Origin of the sequence: Loigolactobacillus zhaoyuanensis, from assembly GCF_003946385.1 — a bacterium.
GTDB classification, from domain to species: domain Bacteria; phylum Bacillota; class Bacilli; order Lactobacillales; family Lactobacillaceae; genus Loigolactobacillus; species Loigolactobacillus zhaoyuanensis.
Genome location: NZ_RHOE01000005.1, coordinates 46600 through 63905, shown reverse-complemented (window position 1 = coordinate 63905; position 17306 = coordinate 46600). Strand labels below are relative to the sequence as shown.

16 protein-coding genes are annotated in these 17306 nt (G+C 43.0%); all 16 read right to left on the bottom strand.

The window, feature by feature from the left end:
• Positions 1–440: 440 nt before the first annotated feature.
• Positions 441–1472: an aldose epimerase family protein gene (locus EKM76_RS02075; RefSeq protein ID WP_125549015.1), complete on the bottom strand. Its 1032-nt coding sequence runs from the start codon at positions 1470–1472 to the stop codon at positions 441–443.
• A gap of 66 nt (positions 1473–1538) precedes the next feature.
• A complete protein-coding gene (locus tag EKM76_RS02070; RefSeq protein WP_125549014.1) occupies positions 1539–2540 on the bottom strand; it encodes a LacI family DNA-binding transcriptional regulator in 1002 nt (333 codons plus the stop codon).
• Positions 2541–2638: 98 nt separating this feature from the next.
• The gene (locus EKM76_RS02065; protein ID WP_125549013.1) at positions 2639–4093 is read right to left on the bottom strand and encodes a UDP-glucose--hexose-1-phosphate uridylyltransferase; all 1455 of its coding nucleotides are present in this window, start codon (positions 4091–4093) and stop codon (positions 2639–2641) included.
• A gap of 1 nt (position 4094) precedes the next feature.
• Positions 4095–5093, bottom strand: coding sequence for a UDP-glucose 4-epimerase GalE (gene galE, locus EKM76_RS02060; protein WP_125549012.1), 999 nt, complete (start codon positions 5091–5093; stop codon positions 4095–4097).
• Positions 5094–5181: 88 nt separating this feature from the next.
• The gene (locus tag EKM76_RS02055) at positions 5182–6348 is read right to left on the bottom strand and encodes a galactokinase (protein WP_125549011.1); all 1167 of its coding nucleotides are present in this window, start codon (positions 6346–6348) and stop codon (positions 5182–5184) included.
• 113 nt (positions 6349–6461) lie between these two features.
• Positions 6462–7883 (bottom strand): glycoside-pentoside-hexuronide (GPH):cation symporter, encoded by a 1422-nt coding sequence (locus EKM76_RS02050; RefSeq protein WP_125549010.1) that lies wholly within the window; start codon positions 7881–7883, stop codon positions 6462–6464.
• A gap of 31 nt (positions 7884–7914) precedes the next feature.
• Entirely contained in the window at positions 7915–8157 is a 243-nt protein-coding gene (locus EKM76_RS02045) for a hypothetical protein (RefSeq protein ID WP_125549009.1), read from the bottom strand.
• A 289-nt stretch (positions 8158–8446) separates the two neighbouring features.
• Positions 8447–9151 (bottom strand): MgtC/SapB family protein, encoded by a 705-nt coding sequence (locus tag EKM76_RS02040; RefSeq protein ID WP_125549008.1) that lies wholly within the window; start codon positions 9149–9151, stop codon positions 8447–8449.
• 26 nt (positions 9152–9177) lie between these two features.
• Positions 9178–9531, bottom strand: coding sequence for a DUF956 family protein (locus EKM76_RS02035; protein ID WP_125549007.1), 354 nt, complete (start codon positions 9529–9531; stop codon positions 9178–9180).
• A gap of 220 nt (positions 9532–9751) precedes the next feature.
• Positions 9752–10150: a DUF956 family protein gene (locus EKM76_RS02030; protein ID WP_125549006.1), complete on the bottom strand. Its 399-nt coding sequence runs from the start codon at positions 10148–10150 to the stop codon at positions 9752–9754.
• Between the two features lie 103 nt (positions 10151–10253).
• Positions 10254–11186: a PTS system mannose/fructose/sorbose family transporter subunit IID gene (locus EKM76_RS02025; RefSeq protein ID WP_125549005.1), complete on the bottom strand. Its 933-nt coding sequence runs from the start codon at positions 11184–11186 to the stop codon at positions 10254–10256.
• Between the two features lie 19 nt (positions 11187–11205).
• Complete coding sequence (locus tag EKM76_RS02020; RefSeq protein ID WP_125549004.1) at positions 11206–12015, bottom strand: PTS mannose/fructose/sorbose transporter subunit IIC; 810 nt, start codon at positions 12013–12015, stop codon at positions 11206–11208.
• Between the two features lie 28 nt (positions 12016–12043).
• Positions 12044–13015 carry a mannose/fructose/sorbose PTS transporter subunit IIA gene (locus EKM76_RS02015; protein WP_125549003.1) on the bottom strand — a complete coding sequence of 324 codons (972 nt, stop codon included), beginning with the start codon at positions 13013–13015 and terminating at the stop codon, positions 12044–12046.
• A 126-nt stretch (positions 13016–13141) separates the two neighbouring features.
• Positions 13142–13645, bottom strand: a complete 504-nt coding sequence (locus EKM76_RS02010) for a PTS system mannose/fructose/N-acetylgalactosamine-transporter subunit IIB (RefSeq protein WP_125549002.1) — start codon at positions 13643–13645, stop codon at positions 13142–13144.
• Positions 13646–13673: 28 nt separating this feature from the next.
• On the bottom strand, positions 13674–14072 hold the full coding sequence (locus tag EKM76_RS02005; RefSeq protein ID WP_125549001.1) for a PTS sugar transporter subunit IIA: 399 nt from the start codon (positions 14070–14072) through the stop codon (positions 13674–13676).
• Positions 14073–14366: 294 nt separating this feature from the next.
• Positions 14367–17204 carry a sigma-54-dependent transcriptional regulator gene (locus EKM76_RS02000; RefSeq protein WP_125549000.1) on the bottom strand — a complete coding sequence of 946 codons (2838 nt, stop codon included), beginning with the start codon at positions 17202–17204 and terminating at the stop codon, positions 14367–14369.
• Between the last annotated feature and the right edge of the window lie 102 nt (positions 17205–17306).

The following is a 17306-nucleotide window of genomic DNA, read 5'->3' as shown; positions in this document are numbered from 1 at the left end:
TTTGATATTTCTTTTCATCTTACGGCACATGAATGCGGTTTGTAAAGCTTATGCAAACTAAATATTTCACAAAAAAATCAGCCAACTGAACTCGTTAGAGCTGATCATTTTAGTTTTATTTTTAGTTCCTGATCTGCTTCGGTTTCATTGGTCATAGTAAAAAGCAGCTTATTTTATTTAACAACTTGATCTAGCTGCATACCGGCCAAGACTCTAGTGGCATCTTCTTTAAGCTGTAAATCAGTCAGAAATGAAATTCGTGCTTTTTCTTCCATCAGCTTCATACTCCTTCTTGACACACCCATTGTACGTCAATGTGACACCGAAACAAGCGATTTAACTTCAATATAAAAAAGCCATGTCGTAATAATTACGGCATGGCTTCTCAATATTTTCACATGTTAGCAGTACAGCTGCTTCCACCTTATGCAATATTTAACTTATTTTCCGGCACAATAGCGATAACGAATCTGTGTACTGGCGGTCACTCCAGCAGGTAAGACAATGCTACCAAACTGTGCGTGATGCGCTGAATCCGGCAACACCTGCGCCTCGGTAGCTAACGCGTCATAATCATGCGCAGCATTGCGCGCTGAATCCGCTAAATTAGCGGTGTAGATCACTAAACCATTACGCTCAGAGAAAATCTCAACATGCCGCTTGCCAGCAACGTCACCAACCATTGCGATCGGTGTAGTGGCGCTAGGTTGAACTTGATAGGCATCGTCAAATTCGGTGCCAGCATTTTCTTGTGCTAACTGTTGTAGCGCTTGTCCCAGCGGTTTAGCCGTCGTGAAATCATAAGCGCTACCCGCAATATCCAACAACTTACCAGTCGGCGTTTTATCAGCGCGTAGTTCAGCGCGCTTAACTCCATTGATTTGTAGCCATTGTTGATCAATACTGCTTTGTTGCCCATCAGTCAGATTCCAATAAACATGATTGGTTGGGTTAAATAGCGTATCAGCAGTACTCTTAGCGGTAATTTCAATGGTGACCTCGTCCGCATCGGTCAACGTATATTTGATCGCCAAGGTAAGATCACCGGGATATTGATCAAGCGCGCTGGGAATCTGTCGAGTGAAAACAACCCCACTGCTGGTGGCGGTAGTAAAAGGCGCACCAACAAAATTCAGCGTACTGAAACCATTAGTGCCACCATGGATCGCATTCCCTTTTTCCGTCGTTTCTAATTGATATGGTTGGCCATTTAATTCAACTTGCCCATCCTTGATCCGTCCAGCCACACGCCCAATCACCTTACCTAATTGTGAATTAGTCGCAACATACGCCGCTAATTCAGTGTAACGATAAATCAATTGTTGGCGCCGCTTATCCTCAACAACAGAAAATTCCTGCCAGGTTGCGCCCAAGCTAAGAACGGCCATGCGGGTTCCTTTTTGATTAGTGGCAACAAAACGCTGTACAGTTTCGCCTTGATGGCTACCGAATGCTTCAACGGTTACAGTCATCAAATCACCTACTTTCTAAAAGTATAAAAAAGTGCCCTAATTTTGAGCACATTTTTGCTGAAATAATTATTTGGTACTGGCTCGAAAAATAAGCTCAGTGCCTAACTCCACACGCTGTGGCACCCGCGGCTTGCTGGCACGTTCACGTAAAAGATCAACTGCGGTGATGCCCATTAAGCGCGTCGCCACGCGTACTGAGCTCAACTCAGGATACACGTATTTTGCCAACGCGGTGTCATTGAAACTGAAAATACTGACCCGTTCTGGTACGTTGATTTGTGCTTCTTGTAAAGCTTTCAATGCGCCAGTCGCCATTGGATCATTGGCGATGAAAAAAGCGTGCGGCAACGTATCGCCTAACGTATTGATTGCTTGCTTCATTGCTTGATAACCGCCTTGATTGGTAAAATCACTGGCAAAACTGAATTCTGGACGATAAGTTTGATGCGCCATCATCGCCGCGACGAAGGCCTGCTGTCGTGGATCACTAATTTTACGTCGGCCATCAGTCGTCGTTTCAGTCCCGTAAATGAGGCCAATATCGTGTAAGTCCTGTTGCCAGAAGAAATCGATCACCTGTTGCACTGACTGATCAAAATCGGTCAGCACACTATCAAAGCCAGCGCTAAACTGATCATCATCAACAAACACTAGATTATCAGTCAACGTTTGCAATTCACGAACTTGATCAGTACTAAATTTACCCACGGCGATCACGCCATCGATATCGCCCGTTAATTGATTGATGTTATTTTGAAAAATCCGTGTAACTTCTAATTCGTAGTACTGGCTGCGTTGTTCAATCCCCAAGCGCACCGCCATGTAGTAGAGATCATCTTGCTCACGCGCTTCGGAATACCACTGCACGATGGCAATTTTGCGTAGTCTTGTTTTAGGTTCAGTCTTAGGTCGGCGAATTTTAGCATAATTTAATTCTTCCGCAACCGCAAAGATTCGCTTACGGGTAGCCGCGCCCACGGACAACGACTGATCATAATTTAGTACACGCGAGACCGTCGTTAACGAAACGCCAGCCGCCTGCGCGATATCTTTTAATGTGGTTGCCATGAAAAATTCCCCCTGATTACTTTTGCGAATCTGCTTCTATTAATTAAGTTTATTGAAACATGCTAAATGGTACTTTTTAACACGCTTAATTATACCACCTAATTCAATTGGCCAACAAAACGCTTAAACGCAGCTTGCCCATCAGTTGTTTGCTTAAATACGCCAGCATCTTCTAGCACGCGGGCGAAAACCAAGCCAATTTCGCGATTCAAAATCGTTTGTGCATTTTCTGCAGTGAATTCGTAGCGTTGCTGCAACTCAGCCACCCATGTTTTATGATAATCGGCAATTTTAACTGGCTGGCCAATTAAGTAACCAGCGACCACTTGCATTTCCGTTTTTAAGCGCGCTGGTAAAATTGCACGGCCCATAACTTCGATCAAGCCAATGTTTTCTTTTTTAATGTGCTGCACATCAGGATGTGGATGGAAAATGCCATCGGGATATTGCGCCGACGTTTGATTGTCGCGCAACACGATATCAAGTACATACTGCTGCCCATTGCGATACGCGATCGGGGTTACTGTGTGGTGGCGTGTCTGCTCAGTATAAGCACGCACGTCAACACTTTCATCGGAATAATCGCGCCAATTATTGTGAATCGCAGTAGCGGCATTGACTAATTTTTCCGGCGTATCACTGATCAAGCGAATCGTTGCCATTGGCCATTTAACGATCCCAGCTTGGACGCCTGCAACCCTGAATTCATGTATCAGTGGTGCTTTCATCATTGGGAAAACGTGGCGCCCACCTTGATAATGATCATGGGTCAGCATCGAACCGCCAACAATAGGCAGATCGGCGTTGCTACCAACAAAATAGTACGGCAACATACGGACGATCTCTAGCAAATTAGTGAAAGTGTGCTGATTGATCACCATTGGTCGGTGTTCCTGATTCAAGAAAATGGCGTGCTCACTGAAGTAAGCATAAGGCGAGTACTGGAAGCCCCAAGTTTCGCCACCTAACGTGAACCGAATAATGCGGTGATTACTGCGCGCCGGATAGCCTAAACGACCGCGATAGCCTTCGTTTTCCATGCATAATTGGCATTTAGGATAATCAGTTTGCGCTTGTTGCTGTGCGGCTGCAATCGCTTTGGGATCCTTTTCTGGCTTAGACAAGTTGATCGTCATTTCCAGATCACCATAATCAGTGGTCACAGGAAATTCAATATTCTTGGCAATCGCCCGGGTTTTAATGTAATCATTCTGCCGACTCAACTGATAAAAATAATCAGTGGCCGCTTGGGGACTAACTTGATACTGATTCCAAAAATCGCCGTTGACCGTGGATGGTCGTGGCGTCAATAGATCCATTAAAGCAGCATCTAAGATTTCACGTTCAGTTGGCGTGTCACCAATTTTTTCGTTGACTACTGCCGCCTCAACTAGTGCTGCCGTCAAATCTAACAAATCAGGCGTAGCGTCATCTGCCAATTGCTCACCGACCAAAGCATAAATACGATTGGTCAAATAAAACCGATCAAGCGGCTGATAGTCGCGATTTAATTTTAAAATTTGACTCACAAATTGAGCCGCTAAATCCGCCATACTATTTTGCCCCTTCCCCATAACCTTGCGGATGACCCTGTTTCCAATTCCACGCGGTACGGATGATATCTTCAATGTTGTCATACTGCGGTTGCCAGCCTAACGTTTGCCGTGCTTTGTCGCTAGCAGCAATCAAGGTTGCCGGATCACCAGGCCGCCGTGGTGCCATTGTTGCCGGGATTGGTTGCCCAGTGACTTTGCGCGCCGCTTCGAGAATCTCTTGGTTAGAAAAGCCAGTGGCTGAGCCTAGATTAAAGGCGTCACTGTCGTTGCCTTTAGCCAAGTAGGCTAACGCCAAAATGTGCGCATCAGCTAAATCAACGACATGCACATAATCGCGAACATTGGTACCATCTTTGGTCGGATAATCAGCACCAAAAATCTTCAACTCAGCGCGCTCACCAGCAGCCACTTGCAAAATGATCGGTACTAAATGCGTTTCCGGATGATGATCTTCGCCGATGCTGCCGTCAGCTTTAGCGCCGGCAACGTTGAAGTAGCGCAAGGCTACAAACTTGATACCAGAAGCCAGATCAGCCCAATGCATGATTTTTTCCATGGCTAATTTACTTTCACCATAAGGGTTAGTTGGCACCTGCGGATCAGTTTCCTTGATTGGAATCTGCTTGGGCTCGCCATAAGTCGCCGCCGTCGATGAGAAGACGATCTGCTTAACATTATGCCGTTCCATAACTTCCAGCAAGTTGATCATGCCGGCCGTGTTATTGTCGAAATATTTTAACGGTACACGCATTGATTCAGGCACCACAGAAAAGGCCGCAAAATGTACGACACTGTCAATTTTTTCAGTAGTAAAAACTTGTTCTAAGAAACTAGTATCGCGCACATCCCCGTAATAAAAGCGTGCTTTGGAATTAATTGCGGCTTTGTGACCAGTCACTAAATTATCGACGACTGCTACATCAAAGCCTTTTTCCACCAAACGGTCAACGGTATGTGAGCCGATATAGCCAGCACCACCAAGAACTAAAACTGTCATTTTATGAACCTCCAAGAGTAATAAATTGATTGAAACATACCAGTAAAAGCACGATCGGAAAAGCGGATTTTACGCCTTCTAGATCACCTTACGCTACTTCGCTAGGTCCGTCGGCAATTTCAGCCACGTAGAAAGTGGGCGCGTAGCCGATAACTTCTTGATAAGTGGCACCTACGTTAGTTTGGAACGCTGCAACTTGATCCTTGGCTACGATGGCAATGGCGCACCCACCAAAACCGGCGCCAGTCATCCGTGCACCCAGCACACCGGGTTGCTGCCAAGCTGTTTCCACCAATGTATCTAATTCTTTACCCGTAACTTCATAATCAAAGTGCAAAGAAACGTGCGATGCGTTAACTAAATGACCAAAGGTGGTCAGATCATTTTCACTTAATGCCGTCGTTGCCTGCAAAGCACGCTGATTTTCAAAAACTGCGTGGCGTGCGCGTCGTAGTAAAGTATCATCATTGATCAAGTAAGCTGCGCGATCAAAACCATCCTTATCCAAATCACCTAATGACTTAATTGGTAGTTGTTCTTGCAGCTGGGCTAAAGCCGCCTCACATTCACTGCGGCGCTCGTTGTATTTAGAATCCTGTAATTCGCGGCGTTTATTCGTATTCATGATCACGATCACACGGTCGCCTAACTCTACTGGACTGTATTGGTATTTCATCGTATTCGTATCTAGTAAAATAGCTTGGTTCTTTTTACCCATACCGATAGCAAATTGGTCCATAATTCCTGAATTAACACCGATATAATCGTTTTCAACTTTTTTACCAGTATCGACTAAGGCCAATTGAGAAATATCTAAATCATAAACTGCACGGGCAATTGTGCCCATTAATAATTCAATTGAAGCTGATGAAGAAAGCCCAGCGCCATCAGGTAAATTACCATGAACATATAAATCAAAACCATGCGTCAACTTAAAGCCAGCCTGGTTCAGTTCATAAAGCATCCCTTTTGGATAATTGGTCCAACCAGCTGCTTTGTCATAAGCTAAATCATGAATATCAAACGTGACCGTTCCCTGATCAGGTACATTGGCTGAATACATCCGCACCGTTGTGTCTTGCCGCTCGGCATAAACACCATAAGTACCAAAACTAATTGCACAAGGAAACACGTGCCCGCCGTTATAATCGGTATGTTCACCGATCAAATTGATTCGGCCAGGAGAAAAGAAGACACGTTCTGGTTCAGTTTTAAAGTAAGCTTTGAATTCACTGCGTAAGTCTGTTGCGTTCATGGTAGAACCTCCTAGTTTTACTAAACTTCACTATATCTATGTGGCTAGTATAAAATAAAACGGTTACAAGTACAAGACTTGTATACCTGAAAAACAAATAAATTTATTCACTATTACTTATTCTGCGTTGCTTTTAGCTTGGTTTCTAATTCAGTCACGATCGTCTTATGTTTAGCTTCTGACAATTCAACTTTGAATAGGTAGACTAGCGCGGCAATGATGATCAATACGATCGGCGCAAAAAACATATAACTTCTGAAATTCAGTAACTGTCCCGCACTAATGCTGCTCGGCTTGGCGTTACCGATCATACCTGAATGCACCGCTGCTAAACCGACTACACTGTTGGCGATAGCACCAGCAACCTTATCTAACAATGGTCGTACCGACAAAGTAACGGATTCATTACGCGTACCATTTTTTAACTGACCATATTCAACGCTATCAGTGATCGTCATTAAAGCCGCCAAGAAAATCATTGGGTACGGAAAAAAGAAAATACCAACCGCGATCAAAACTGCAACGACGCTGTGCCCAGCAAGTAAAAAGATAGCGTATCCAATTAACATCAGCACAATACCACCAACATAAATTGCGCGCCGTTTGATCAGTGCGGCTAACGTAGGGAACAACGAAACGGAAACAATCCCTAAAATAGCTGTGATCACGCCAACTAACCAATAAGCATCAGCCCGACCTAGAACGTACTGGAAGTAATAAGCTAGTAGCGAATTAGTGACCACGTAACTTAAAGCAAACAAGAAATAAGAAAGTGACAACCACATGAGTTGATCATTTCTACCTAACACTTTGAAAACATCACGGAAACGTACTTTTTCGACATTATCACGAATCAAGCTCTTTTTTTCTTTAGTACCAAACGCCGTTGCCAATGCGCCTAAGAAAGAAATTAACGCGATCACTACGGCAAATCCGATCCAGCCTGCGTGAGTCTTAGTATCGCCATGAGTACCAGAAAAGTGTTGTGAGAAAAAGACGATCACTGGAAAGATAATGATCGGCACACCTTGGGCCCCTAAGGTAGAACCAAGCCGACCAATTGTGCCGAACTTAGCACGCACCTTGGAATCAACACTTAAAGCCGGTAGCATTGACCAAAACGAAATATCCTTGAATGAATAAAAAATATCTAAAATAACAAATGAAAGTCCGAATAAAACTAAATATAGCACAGGATTTTTCGTGGTTAAGCCACCAAAATCAGTAAAGACAATGACTAACATAATTGAACTGATCGCAGCACCAAGAATCAACCACGGTTTAAATTTACCCCAGCGTGTTTCTGTATTATCAACGGCGCCACCGATCAGTGGATCAAACATGATCTCAACTAACCGGATCCCAGTCATCAATAACGTTACATAACCGATCATGCGCGCATTAAACGCCGCATCGCTAGTATCAAATAGTTGACTCGTAATAAATAGCATCAAGTAAGTACTTAAGGTCTGATAGAATGCATCATGGCCAAACGCACCTAAAGCGTATGAAGTATACTGTTTTGCATGTTTCATTTTCTAAGTCCCCTTTACGTATTATTTTAAATTAATAACGTCGTTCAATGATTTTTTGTAAAATCTCATCACGTTGCGCTTGCTTGGCAACGTCAAATTGTGTTTTCTCTAAATCATTAAAGTCTTGCGCTAACATAAGCGCTTCCAAATTAAGCCGTAATTGACGCTTAATATAAACTAGATCATCTTCTTCGTCTTTTCTGGGACTCCCCGCAAGTACCATCTGGGCGAACTCTTTCGGATCGATGACGATTTTTTCATCTTTTTTTGTCATTAAACATTCTCTCCTATTCCACAGTTAAAGTTATTTACTAACAAAAGTTTGGTGCATCTGTTGTATATGCAAACGATTTCTAAATTATAATCTATTTTTAGTTAAATTTCAATAAAACTTTACTAAAAATATTTATGCACAAAAAAGCCTAGATATCGCTATCCAGGCTAGAGTGAAATATTAAACTGTAAAGCAACTAGTAAACTTATCAACTAAAATTCAAAAGAAATGCTGGCTTAAATTTCAGAAAACACTAATATTTTTTTCATTATTAACTGACGCAAAGCATTTAAATACTGATCAGCCGTACTTTCACAATATCTGGCTGCAACGAAATATCCTCAACAATTTGGGTATATGCCAACTGCCGCGGAACTTTGATTTTATAAATATTAGTGTAGACCACGCCTTGCGCAGATTGTTCAGTATTGAAAGTAACATCGTTGATCTTAATATGTTGCTCAGTAAAATACCGCCGCAAATAATCTTTAGTCACCAACTTATCGCGATACTTAACTTCAATTTTTTTCAACGTATCCACATGGATGATTTTCTGTAAAAACATCAGCACGCTAATGACGACGATCGCGCTGATAATCGCAATTTCATAATAGCCCATCCCAACAGCTAAGCCAAGACCTGCTGTCGCCCACAAGCTAGCAGCAGTGGTCAATCCCAGAATTGAATGATGAGTGACGATGATCGTCCCCGCACCAAGAAAGCCGATCCCACTGACTACCTGAGCAATCAAGCGCGCTTCATCAGCGCGTACCACGCCAGCATACTGTGGAAATGAGCGGGCAAAGTCGATTGCTTGAAAACCGATTTTTTGTTGGATCAGCGCAATGACACAGGCACCAACACAAACTAAAATATGTGTTCGGATGCCCGCTGGCCGATTTTTATACTCACGATCGTAACCGATCACACCAGCGATTACCACCGCCAATAACAAGCGGATCACGATTTCTAAGGTCGTTACTTTAAGTGCCATTTAATTCCTTCTCCCACAATAACTAACTATTTAGTGAAGATCCGTTTGATCGCACTTTTTAAATTAGGCGCCCGCGTTAACTTTTCTGCCCCAATATGATCGCGTATTAAGCGCAAAACTGCCTTAGCATCCTTTGACGCAAAAACGTAACGCACATTACGTGTACTTTGAATCGTGTAGCGCTTCACCTTTTTACCGGAAACTTCAGTGATGACCTGTTCAATTTCGGTCCACGGTAACTGAACAGAATTACGGTGTGCCTGTTTGTTAATGAACTCAAAGCCTTGCTCACCAAGTTGAATTTTACCATATTGTTGCGTGCCTAAAAACAACGTTGCAGTGACCGTTAAGTCAAGTTGCGTATTAATTGATTCGACCATTACTCTACCTCACTTTTTTCTAAACTTATTACTAATAATTATAGCATCTAGGCAACTGACCAGACGGTTGAAAGTAAACATTTAAAAAGTTAAGCGCGCTTGATATCGCGCTTGAACACTGATGAAGCCTTGCAAGTCTAGATTACCTAGGTCCAAAACACCTTCATTACACTAAAATGACGTTACACTCAATTAACGAGCGTAACGTCATTTTAGTAGACTATAGTTTCTTTCCTCGTCGACCGATCCAATTAAACAAACGACCAATACTGCGTTTGATAACATCGAAAAAGCTCAAAGAACGCACCATATGGCTTGGATCAACGTACTCGCGGATTCCGCGGAGTAAAGCCTTTGTTTTTTTAGCTGAAAAGGTATAAGTGCCATTATGCTTCGTGCGCATCGCAAACCGCGGAATCCAGCGTCCCTTAAACATCACCGATGCCAACACGTAATCTAGTTCTGCCCATGGTATCTGGATAAAATCACGCTTGTTACGATCATTAAAAAATTCAAATCCTTTGTCACCGATCATAATTTTGCCGTACTTGGCCGTTCCCATAAAAGATGTTGCATCGACGACTAAATCGACTTTGGTGTTAATTGATTGCACTGCCATCAGCATAACTCCATTTCTTTTTCATATTCTAAAAATACTAGCCACCTATAGTTTAACAAAAAAAGCCCGGGCGTGGAGACCCAGGCTAAGAAAATGCAGTTGATTACATAACGTGTAAGAGATGCAATACAACACCGACAACGAACAAGCCAAGGATAACGATGATTGGAGAAACTTTCTTCTTCAGTAACCACATGCATAAGAAAGTTAACAATAATCCAGCTAACCCTGGAATTAATTGATCCAAGTTGTCTTGCAAAGTTGTAACTTTGAATTTATCTAAAGACATACCAGAAGCTTGTTGCGTCAAAGCTTCTTTGATACCAGCAGAGCCTTTTGGTAATTTAGCCCAATCAATGAAGGCACCTTTAGCTTGTTCAATCGTCGAAACAACTGGGGTGAACTTAACAACAACCCAACGATTGATCAGGGAACCTAAGATGAACATACCTAAGATAGTTGCACCTTTAGTAACCTTTTGTAACAAACCACCAGATAGATCTTCAGAAATTGAAGAACCCGCTTTATAACCAAATTCTTGTGTATACCACATGAAGGCCATACGAATTACATTCCATATAACGAAATACAAGATTGGGCCCATGATGTTCCCACTGATTGCCAAAGATGCAGCTAAGGCACCTAAGATCGGCTTAACTGTGAACCAGAATACTGGATCGCCGACACCAGCCAAAGGACCCATCATACCAACTTTGACCCCTTGAATAGCAACGTCATCGATAGGAGCGCCATTAGCACGTTCTTCTTCAAGTGCCATCGTTACACCAATAATTGGTGAAGCTAGATATGGATGGGTATTGAAGAATTCCATGTGCCGTTTCAATGCAGCAGCACGGTCTTCTTTAGTTGTATAGAGCCGTTTCAATGCTGGAATTAAAGTATAAGTCCAGCCACCATTTTGCATACGTTCGTAGTTCCATGAACCTTGAAGGAAGGTTGAACGCCACCAAACTGAGATACGATCGCCTTTAGTTAAGGCTACTTTTTTTGTTGGTGCAATTTTATTATCTGCCATTTTTTATACGCTCCTTTCGTTAATAGTTATCTATGATATCGCCGAGTGGATCACCAGAGTTTGATGGACCACCATTGCTTGAGCTGCCACTCTTTTCAGAAAGAGCAAGGTAGATCAAGGCCAAGGAGATACCGATAGCACCAAGTCCAATTAATGTTAAGTCTTGAACTGTTGCTAATACGAAACCAATAGCGAAGAATGGCCATACTTCAGCAGTAGCCATCATGTTGATAACCATTGCATAACCTACGGCAACGACCATACCACCACCAATGGACAAGCCATCAGTTAACCAAGTAGGCATAGAGCTTAATAATTCTCTTACAGGACCAGCACCAACTGCTAAGATCAAAGCAGCAGGGATGGCAATACGGATACCTTGCATACAGATAGCGATAAATTGCCAAACTTCGATCCCACGGAAACTACCTTTTTCTGCATAACGGTCCATGATATGAACAATAGCTGTTGCAACTGTACGAGCAAGAATTGTTAATAACAATCCGGCTACGGCCAATGGTACGGCGATGGCAATAGCTGATGAAACGCCAGCTTTACCTTGGCCACCTAATACTAAAATAATTGCGGATGCGACTGCGGCTAAGGCTGCATCGGGTGCAACTGCGGCACCGACGTTAGACCAGCCTAAAGCGATCATCTGTAATGTACCACCTAAGATCATGCAAGGAACTAGATCTCCGGTTACTAAGCCGATTAACGTACATGCAATAACTGGCTGATGGAAATGGAATTCATCTAAAATACCTTCCATACCAGCGAAGAATGCCACGATAATGACTAATATAACTTGAATAAAGTTTAAATCCATGGTTGTTAATCCTCCGTTTCCTTTTTTATTAAGCTTGTTTGCTTAATTCGTCTTGTGCTTTTTTCAGGATATTATCCATGTTTTCTCCTGAATCACCAGGCACTTTACGAACATCAAACTTAATGCCTTTGGCTTTTAACTGCGCAAAAGTATCAATATCTTTTTGATCAAACGCTAACACTTTATTTGGTTGAACTTTACCCACTGAGTGAGCCATTGAACCAATATTAAGTGTATCGAATGGTACGCCACCTTCAACGGCACGCAATGCATCTTCTGGTGTTTCGAATAATAATAGTGCACGTTGACCACCAAAATGCTTGTCATCTTTAGCAATTTTAATCATCTGATCGATTGGCACAACGTGAGCTTTAACCCCAGCTGGTGCCGCTTGTTGAATTAAGTTCTTACGTAGATCATCCTTAGCAACTGAGTCTGAGACGACGATGATCCGTGTTGGATTAACCGACTTGGACCAAGCAGTAGCAATTTGACCATGTAATAAACGAGAATCAACACGAACTAAGACATACTTCAAGCTACCAGGTGAGCCTGCGCTAGCACCTGTTGTAGCAGCTGCTTTGGGTGCTTCGGCTGGTGCCAAATCTTCTGGCTTAACCTTGACCCCGTCTTTAGCTGTTTCGATAATATGCGATGCGATCTCATGCGCACTGTTCATCGAAAGCCGTGATGCATAAGCTTCGATCAACATTGGCAAGTTCAATCCAGCAACGATCGCCCACTTGTCCTTATGTTCTTCAAACAAAGTATTTGTTTGATTGAACGGTGTGCCGCCCCAAAGATCGACTAAGAACAATACTTGGTCTTGATCACTGAAGGACTTGACTGCTGCTTGCGCTTTTGCCTTGAAGTCATCTGGACCTTCGCTGGGCATCAACGTTACAGCTTTGACATCTTCTTGTTCGCCGAAAATCATATTTCCGGATTGCAAGATACCTTCGGCGAATTGGCCATGACTGGCAATAACAATTCCTACCATCTTTTTACCTCCTACTAAATTAAAATAATATAATAAGTGCAAAAGCAGCGGTTACCCACTACTCCTTGACAGGAAAGCCCTGTCAATATTTTTAAAAGTGAAACTAGGTGCACACCTGAGTTTCACCTAAAAACCATTTTTTGGTAGCAGATCGATCAAGTTTTGCTTGCGATCTGCCGGCACCTTTTGCGCGTAAACTTCTAAACCAGCCGTATTATGCAAATAACGCATAGCGTCCGCCTGCACTTGACCAATGGCAACTGAATCGGTGATCATCTTCATATCACTAGAAAAGGCCAAGCTGCCGACATCAACGCCGACTTTAGTCAAGTCAATGCCACCGCCGACCAAGCGCGCCATATCTTCTACCGTTTCCGTCAACAATAACGTTTTAAAAACATCAAAGCGCGGATCATGATAGATTCGAATCATCCTATCAACGGTAATAACGTTGGCGCGAACCCCAGGTGGTGCAGCCTGGGTGATCAGCATTTTGCGCAGTGTATCCTTTGCAACAGTATCAGAGGCAATTAATATCCGATTTGGTTTAACACTTTTGGCCCAGACCGTGGCAATTTGTCCATGTAATAGGCGACTATCGACGCGGGCTAAAACAATCTCCATCGTCATCGTTAATCGTCCCTTCACTAAGGCTTACCTAAAACGCTGTCAGTTCCAAGTGTCGCACTCCTGCCTTTGCCGTTTCCTCAAGATGGGAAACGACTTCAGCAACCGGCTTATCTCTAACTGTATACGCTTCTAAAAGCATTGGCAAGTTTAATCCTGTAATTAGCGCATACTTATCTAAGTTTTCAGCAACAATTCGACTCGCCGCGTTAAATGGTGATCCACCGAAAAGATCGATTAAAAACAGTACTTGATCTGTTTCGTCAAAAGTTGCCAGCACGTCCTTAAACTTTTTCATCAAGTCTTCAGGGCCTTCATTTGGCATGAAAGTTACCGCTCGCACTTTTTCTTGATCCCCAAAAATCATTCTTGAAGATTGAACAACACCTTCAGAAAACTTACCGTGGCTTGCAACAACGATTGCAATCACATTGTCACCTCCAGAATGTTTGAAAAAGCAGTTAGATTTTGACCTGCGTCGCTGTTAAAACCTGCCCGACACAAAATCCGCTTTTTAAAACACGTTTATTCCAAACTAGTTATAAACTAGCCTATAAGACCTCAGCACGACACTAGTACTCATACTTTAGGCTTACACTTATATATAAGCAAATACCGTGCCAACTTTTGTGTATCGCTTACAAATGTCTATACCGCTTGCTTTCAGCGTACAAAAAAAGAAGCGATACACATAATCAACTGTGTATCGCTTCTTAATATTTACTTAAGAAACACTTTTTTGAGCTTGTGTATCAAAAAGTTGCTCAACATAATAAATTTCGTCGTCATTCAACGTTAATTGCAATTGTTCTTGTAAAAGTGTGTTACTGGCTTGAATCCCGTGATAGTAAGGCGACTTTGTGATCAAGGCCCGTTCTGCCGGTTCTGCAGTAACCGTTTGCCGTAACAGAGTCCGTTCCAACGCGCCAGCAACATGTAAAATTAAGCCGATCCGAAAAGTCTCAGTAAAGCTTAATTTTAGTGTATCGCTCAGTGTTTCAGCGTATCGCCACAGAATATCGATCAACTTATGTGGATTTAAATAAAGAAAGTAATCTTTCATATAAGACTCACATAATTCTTTAGTCAAATTAGGCGTGGTCGCCTGCAGATCATCTTGATCCATTTCCGCAACCACCCGTTCAAAGAAATCATGACCATCGTCCTGAATCAAACGATCCAGCGCCACAAATGGCACTTTCAAGTCCGGGTTAACGATGCCGGTAGTCGCTATGATCCGATATTCCTGACTTAATTGATACAATGTTTGTTTCATATTAACGACTGAAATTGGGATCACAGTCACATCGTCGATCAGCTGATCGATCAATTGTTGCTCGATCATTTTTTGGATCCGTACCGCAGTTCCTTTACCAGTCGAACAAATTGCCACCACTGCTCGCGGCAATTGTTGTTTGACGGAGTCTACTGCCAATGCTTCAACCGCTGGTAGCGTATCAACATTAACTTTAGAGTAACCGTGAAATTCCTTTAGCTCATGGGCAATAATGCTCAGGTCATTATCGATCATCTCTGTTTTTCGGACTGCTTCAAGTACGATCGCCGTCGTCACCATATCAATGGTTTCTACTTTGATCCCAGTTTCCTTATAAATTCGCTGAGAAAAGGTGGATAATGAGCCCATATCAACTAATAAAATAACCCCGTTGCCGTTATCTGCTTGGCGAACTCGGTCGACAATACCTTGATAGGCAGTCTGTGGGCTCATTTCGATCGGCATATCATAGGCTAATAAGTTATTGGCTGACAATAATTTATTGACCACCTGAACCATTGAAGATGCGGTACTACCACCATGTGCCGCCACGACAACACCGACTTTGCCAGCTACTTTGACGGAGCGCAATGACGCCAACAAAATCGTTAAATAGTAAACTTCCGATTTAGGAATCGGTACGTTATAGTGGGTCTCTAATTCTTGTTTGATCATATACGCAGCTTCTAATTCCTTGGGATAGTCGGCCACCATTTCTTTCAGATCCTCACTGATATTACGCACCAGCTTACCTGACTGCAGTCGTTTAACGAAGGAACTAATATGCAAACTGACCGCATAGACGAAATTCTGTTTAAAAGTATAGCCTAACAACTGCTGCACCTTACCCTGAATTTCTTTAGTCAAATCGATAATATCTTGATCAACGATTTCAGCCAACTTGTTATCAGCCTGTTCATCGATCGCCGACTCACGATAGAAAGATTTAAGATGTAAATTAATATCGGTGGTGATGAAATTATTGATATGCTCCTGATCCAAGCCTTCTGACTTAAGAATTGCTGCCTTGTCACCGATAATTTCGTACAGATTATAGGGCAACTCATAAGCATCTTGTTGCAATGTAGCTGAGGTCTGATCCGGACCGATCACCATTACTGGCTCCAATAATTTAGTCACTTCTCCAAGATCATCGCGGTTAGAAGCCAGCGTGGCGATCCCAGATTGAATACTAGCCGGTAGATCTTCCGCCGTGATCATGATCGAATCGTCCGATTGCATATGTCGCAAAAAGCCTTGCGCACAGACCAACTGAATATTGGACTTCAACTGACCCACATTTCCGTAAGTAACACTGCCTAGCAAAGCTTTGACCACATCTTCGCTGATCTGTACCTGCTTATGGATCCGATTGGCTTCCAAGGAAAATAGTGACTGCAACAACTGCAGCCGTTCCTTAGCGGGCCGCTGATTAAACGACGGCAGCTGAATCGTCACTGGAATTCGCCGGACAAAAGTAGCCAACAAGCTACTTTCCGGATTTTCCGTTGTCGCACAAACCAGACGCACATTGGCATGATGGGTTTTGGCTGTTTCTCCTAAGCGACTGTAGGTCCCATGATCCATGAAGTAGAAAATCATTTCCTGGCCTTCTGGCGGCAGGCGATGAACTTCATCCAAAAAGAGCATGCCGCCTTCTGCTTCCTGGATCAAGCCGTCTTTATCCTCGTTAGCACCGGTAAACGCACCCTTAGTATAGCCAAATAAATGCGACATCAGTAACTCAGGATTATGGGCATAATCAGCACAATTAAAAGTGATCAACGGTTGTTGTGTATCGATGATCTGATGAACTGTTGAAAACTGATACATTCCGTGAACGAAAAAAGTTTTCCCCGAACCAGTCGGACCAATGATCAGCGTGTTCAACCCCTTGGGCGGATAGAGCATCGCCGCTTTGGCTTGCTCAACTTGATTCTTCAAGCTGCTGTGGGCGCCGATCATTTTATCAAAAAAGTCAGTCGGGATAGTAACTGCTGGCTGCATTTTCTTGGCAATAGCAGGTTGTGGTGCAATATCCGTCGTAGTTGCTGGCTTTTGCAACGCCAATTCAGCAGTCAGATAACGTACTGGCCGTCCAGCAATTTTAGTCAACTGACCAGTCCGCACCAAATCGTTCAACGCCTTCGACACATTTGGCCGCACGATTTCTAAATCAGCCACCAATTGCTTAGTCGTAACGCCTGCTCCCTGCGCGACCTCATCAGCTGTCAATTGCTGTGAAAGCTGTACCACTCGTTGATAGATTCGCTCAATTCGTTTCACTTTTTTGCTCCTTTTTTACTGCCTTAACCGCTCATCACTCGCTATTTCTAGTGTATCACACATTGATACACAAGCAAATGAGTAGCTAAAAAACCAGCCGTC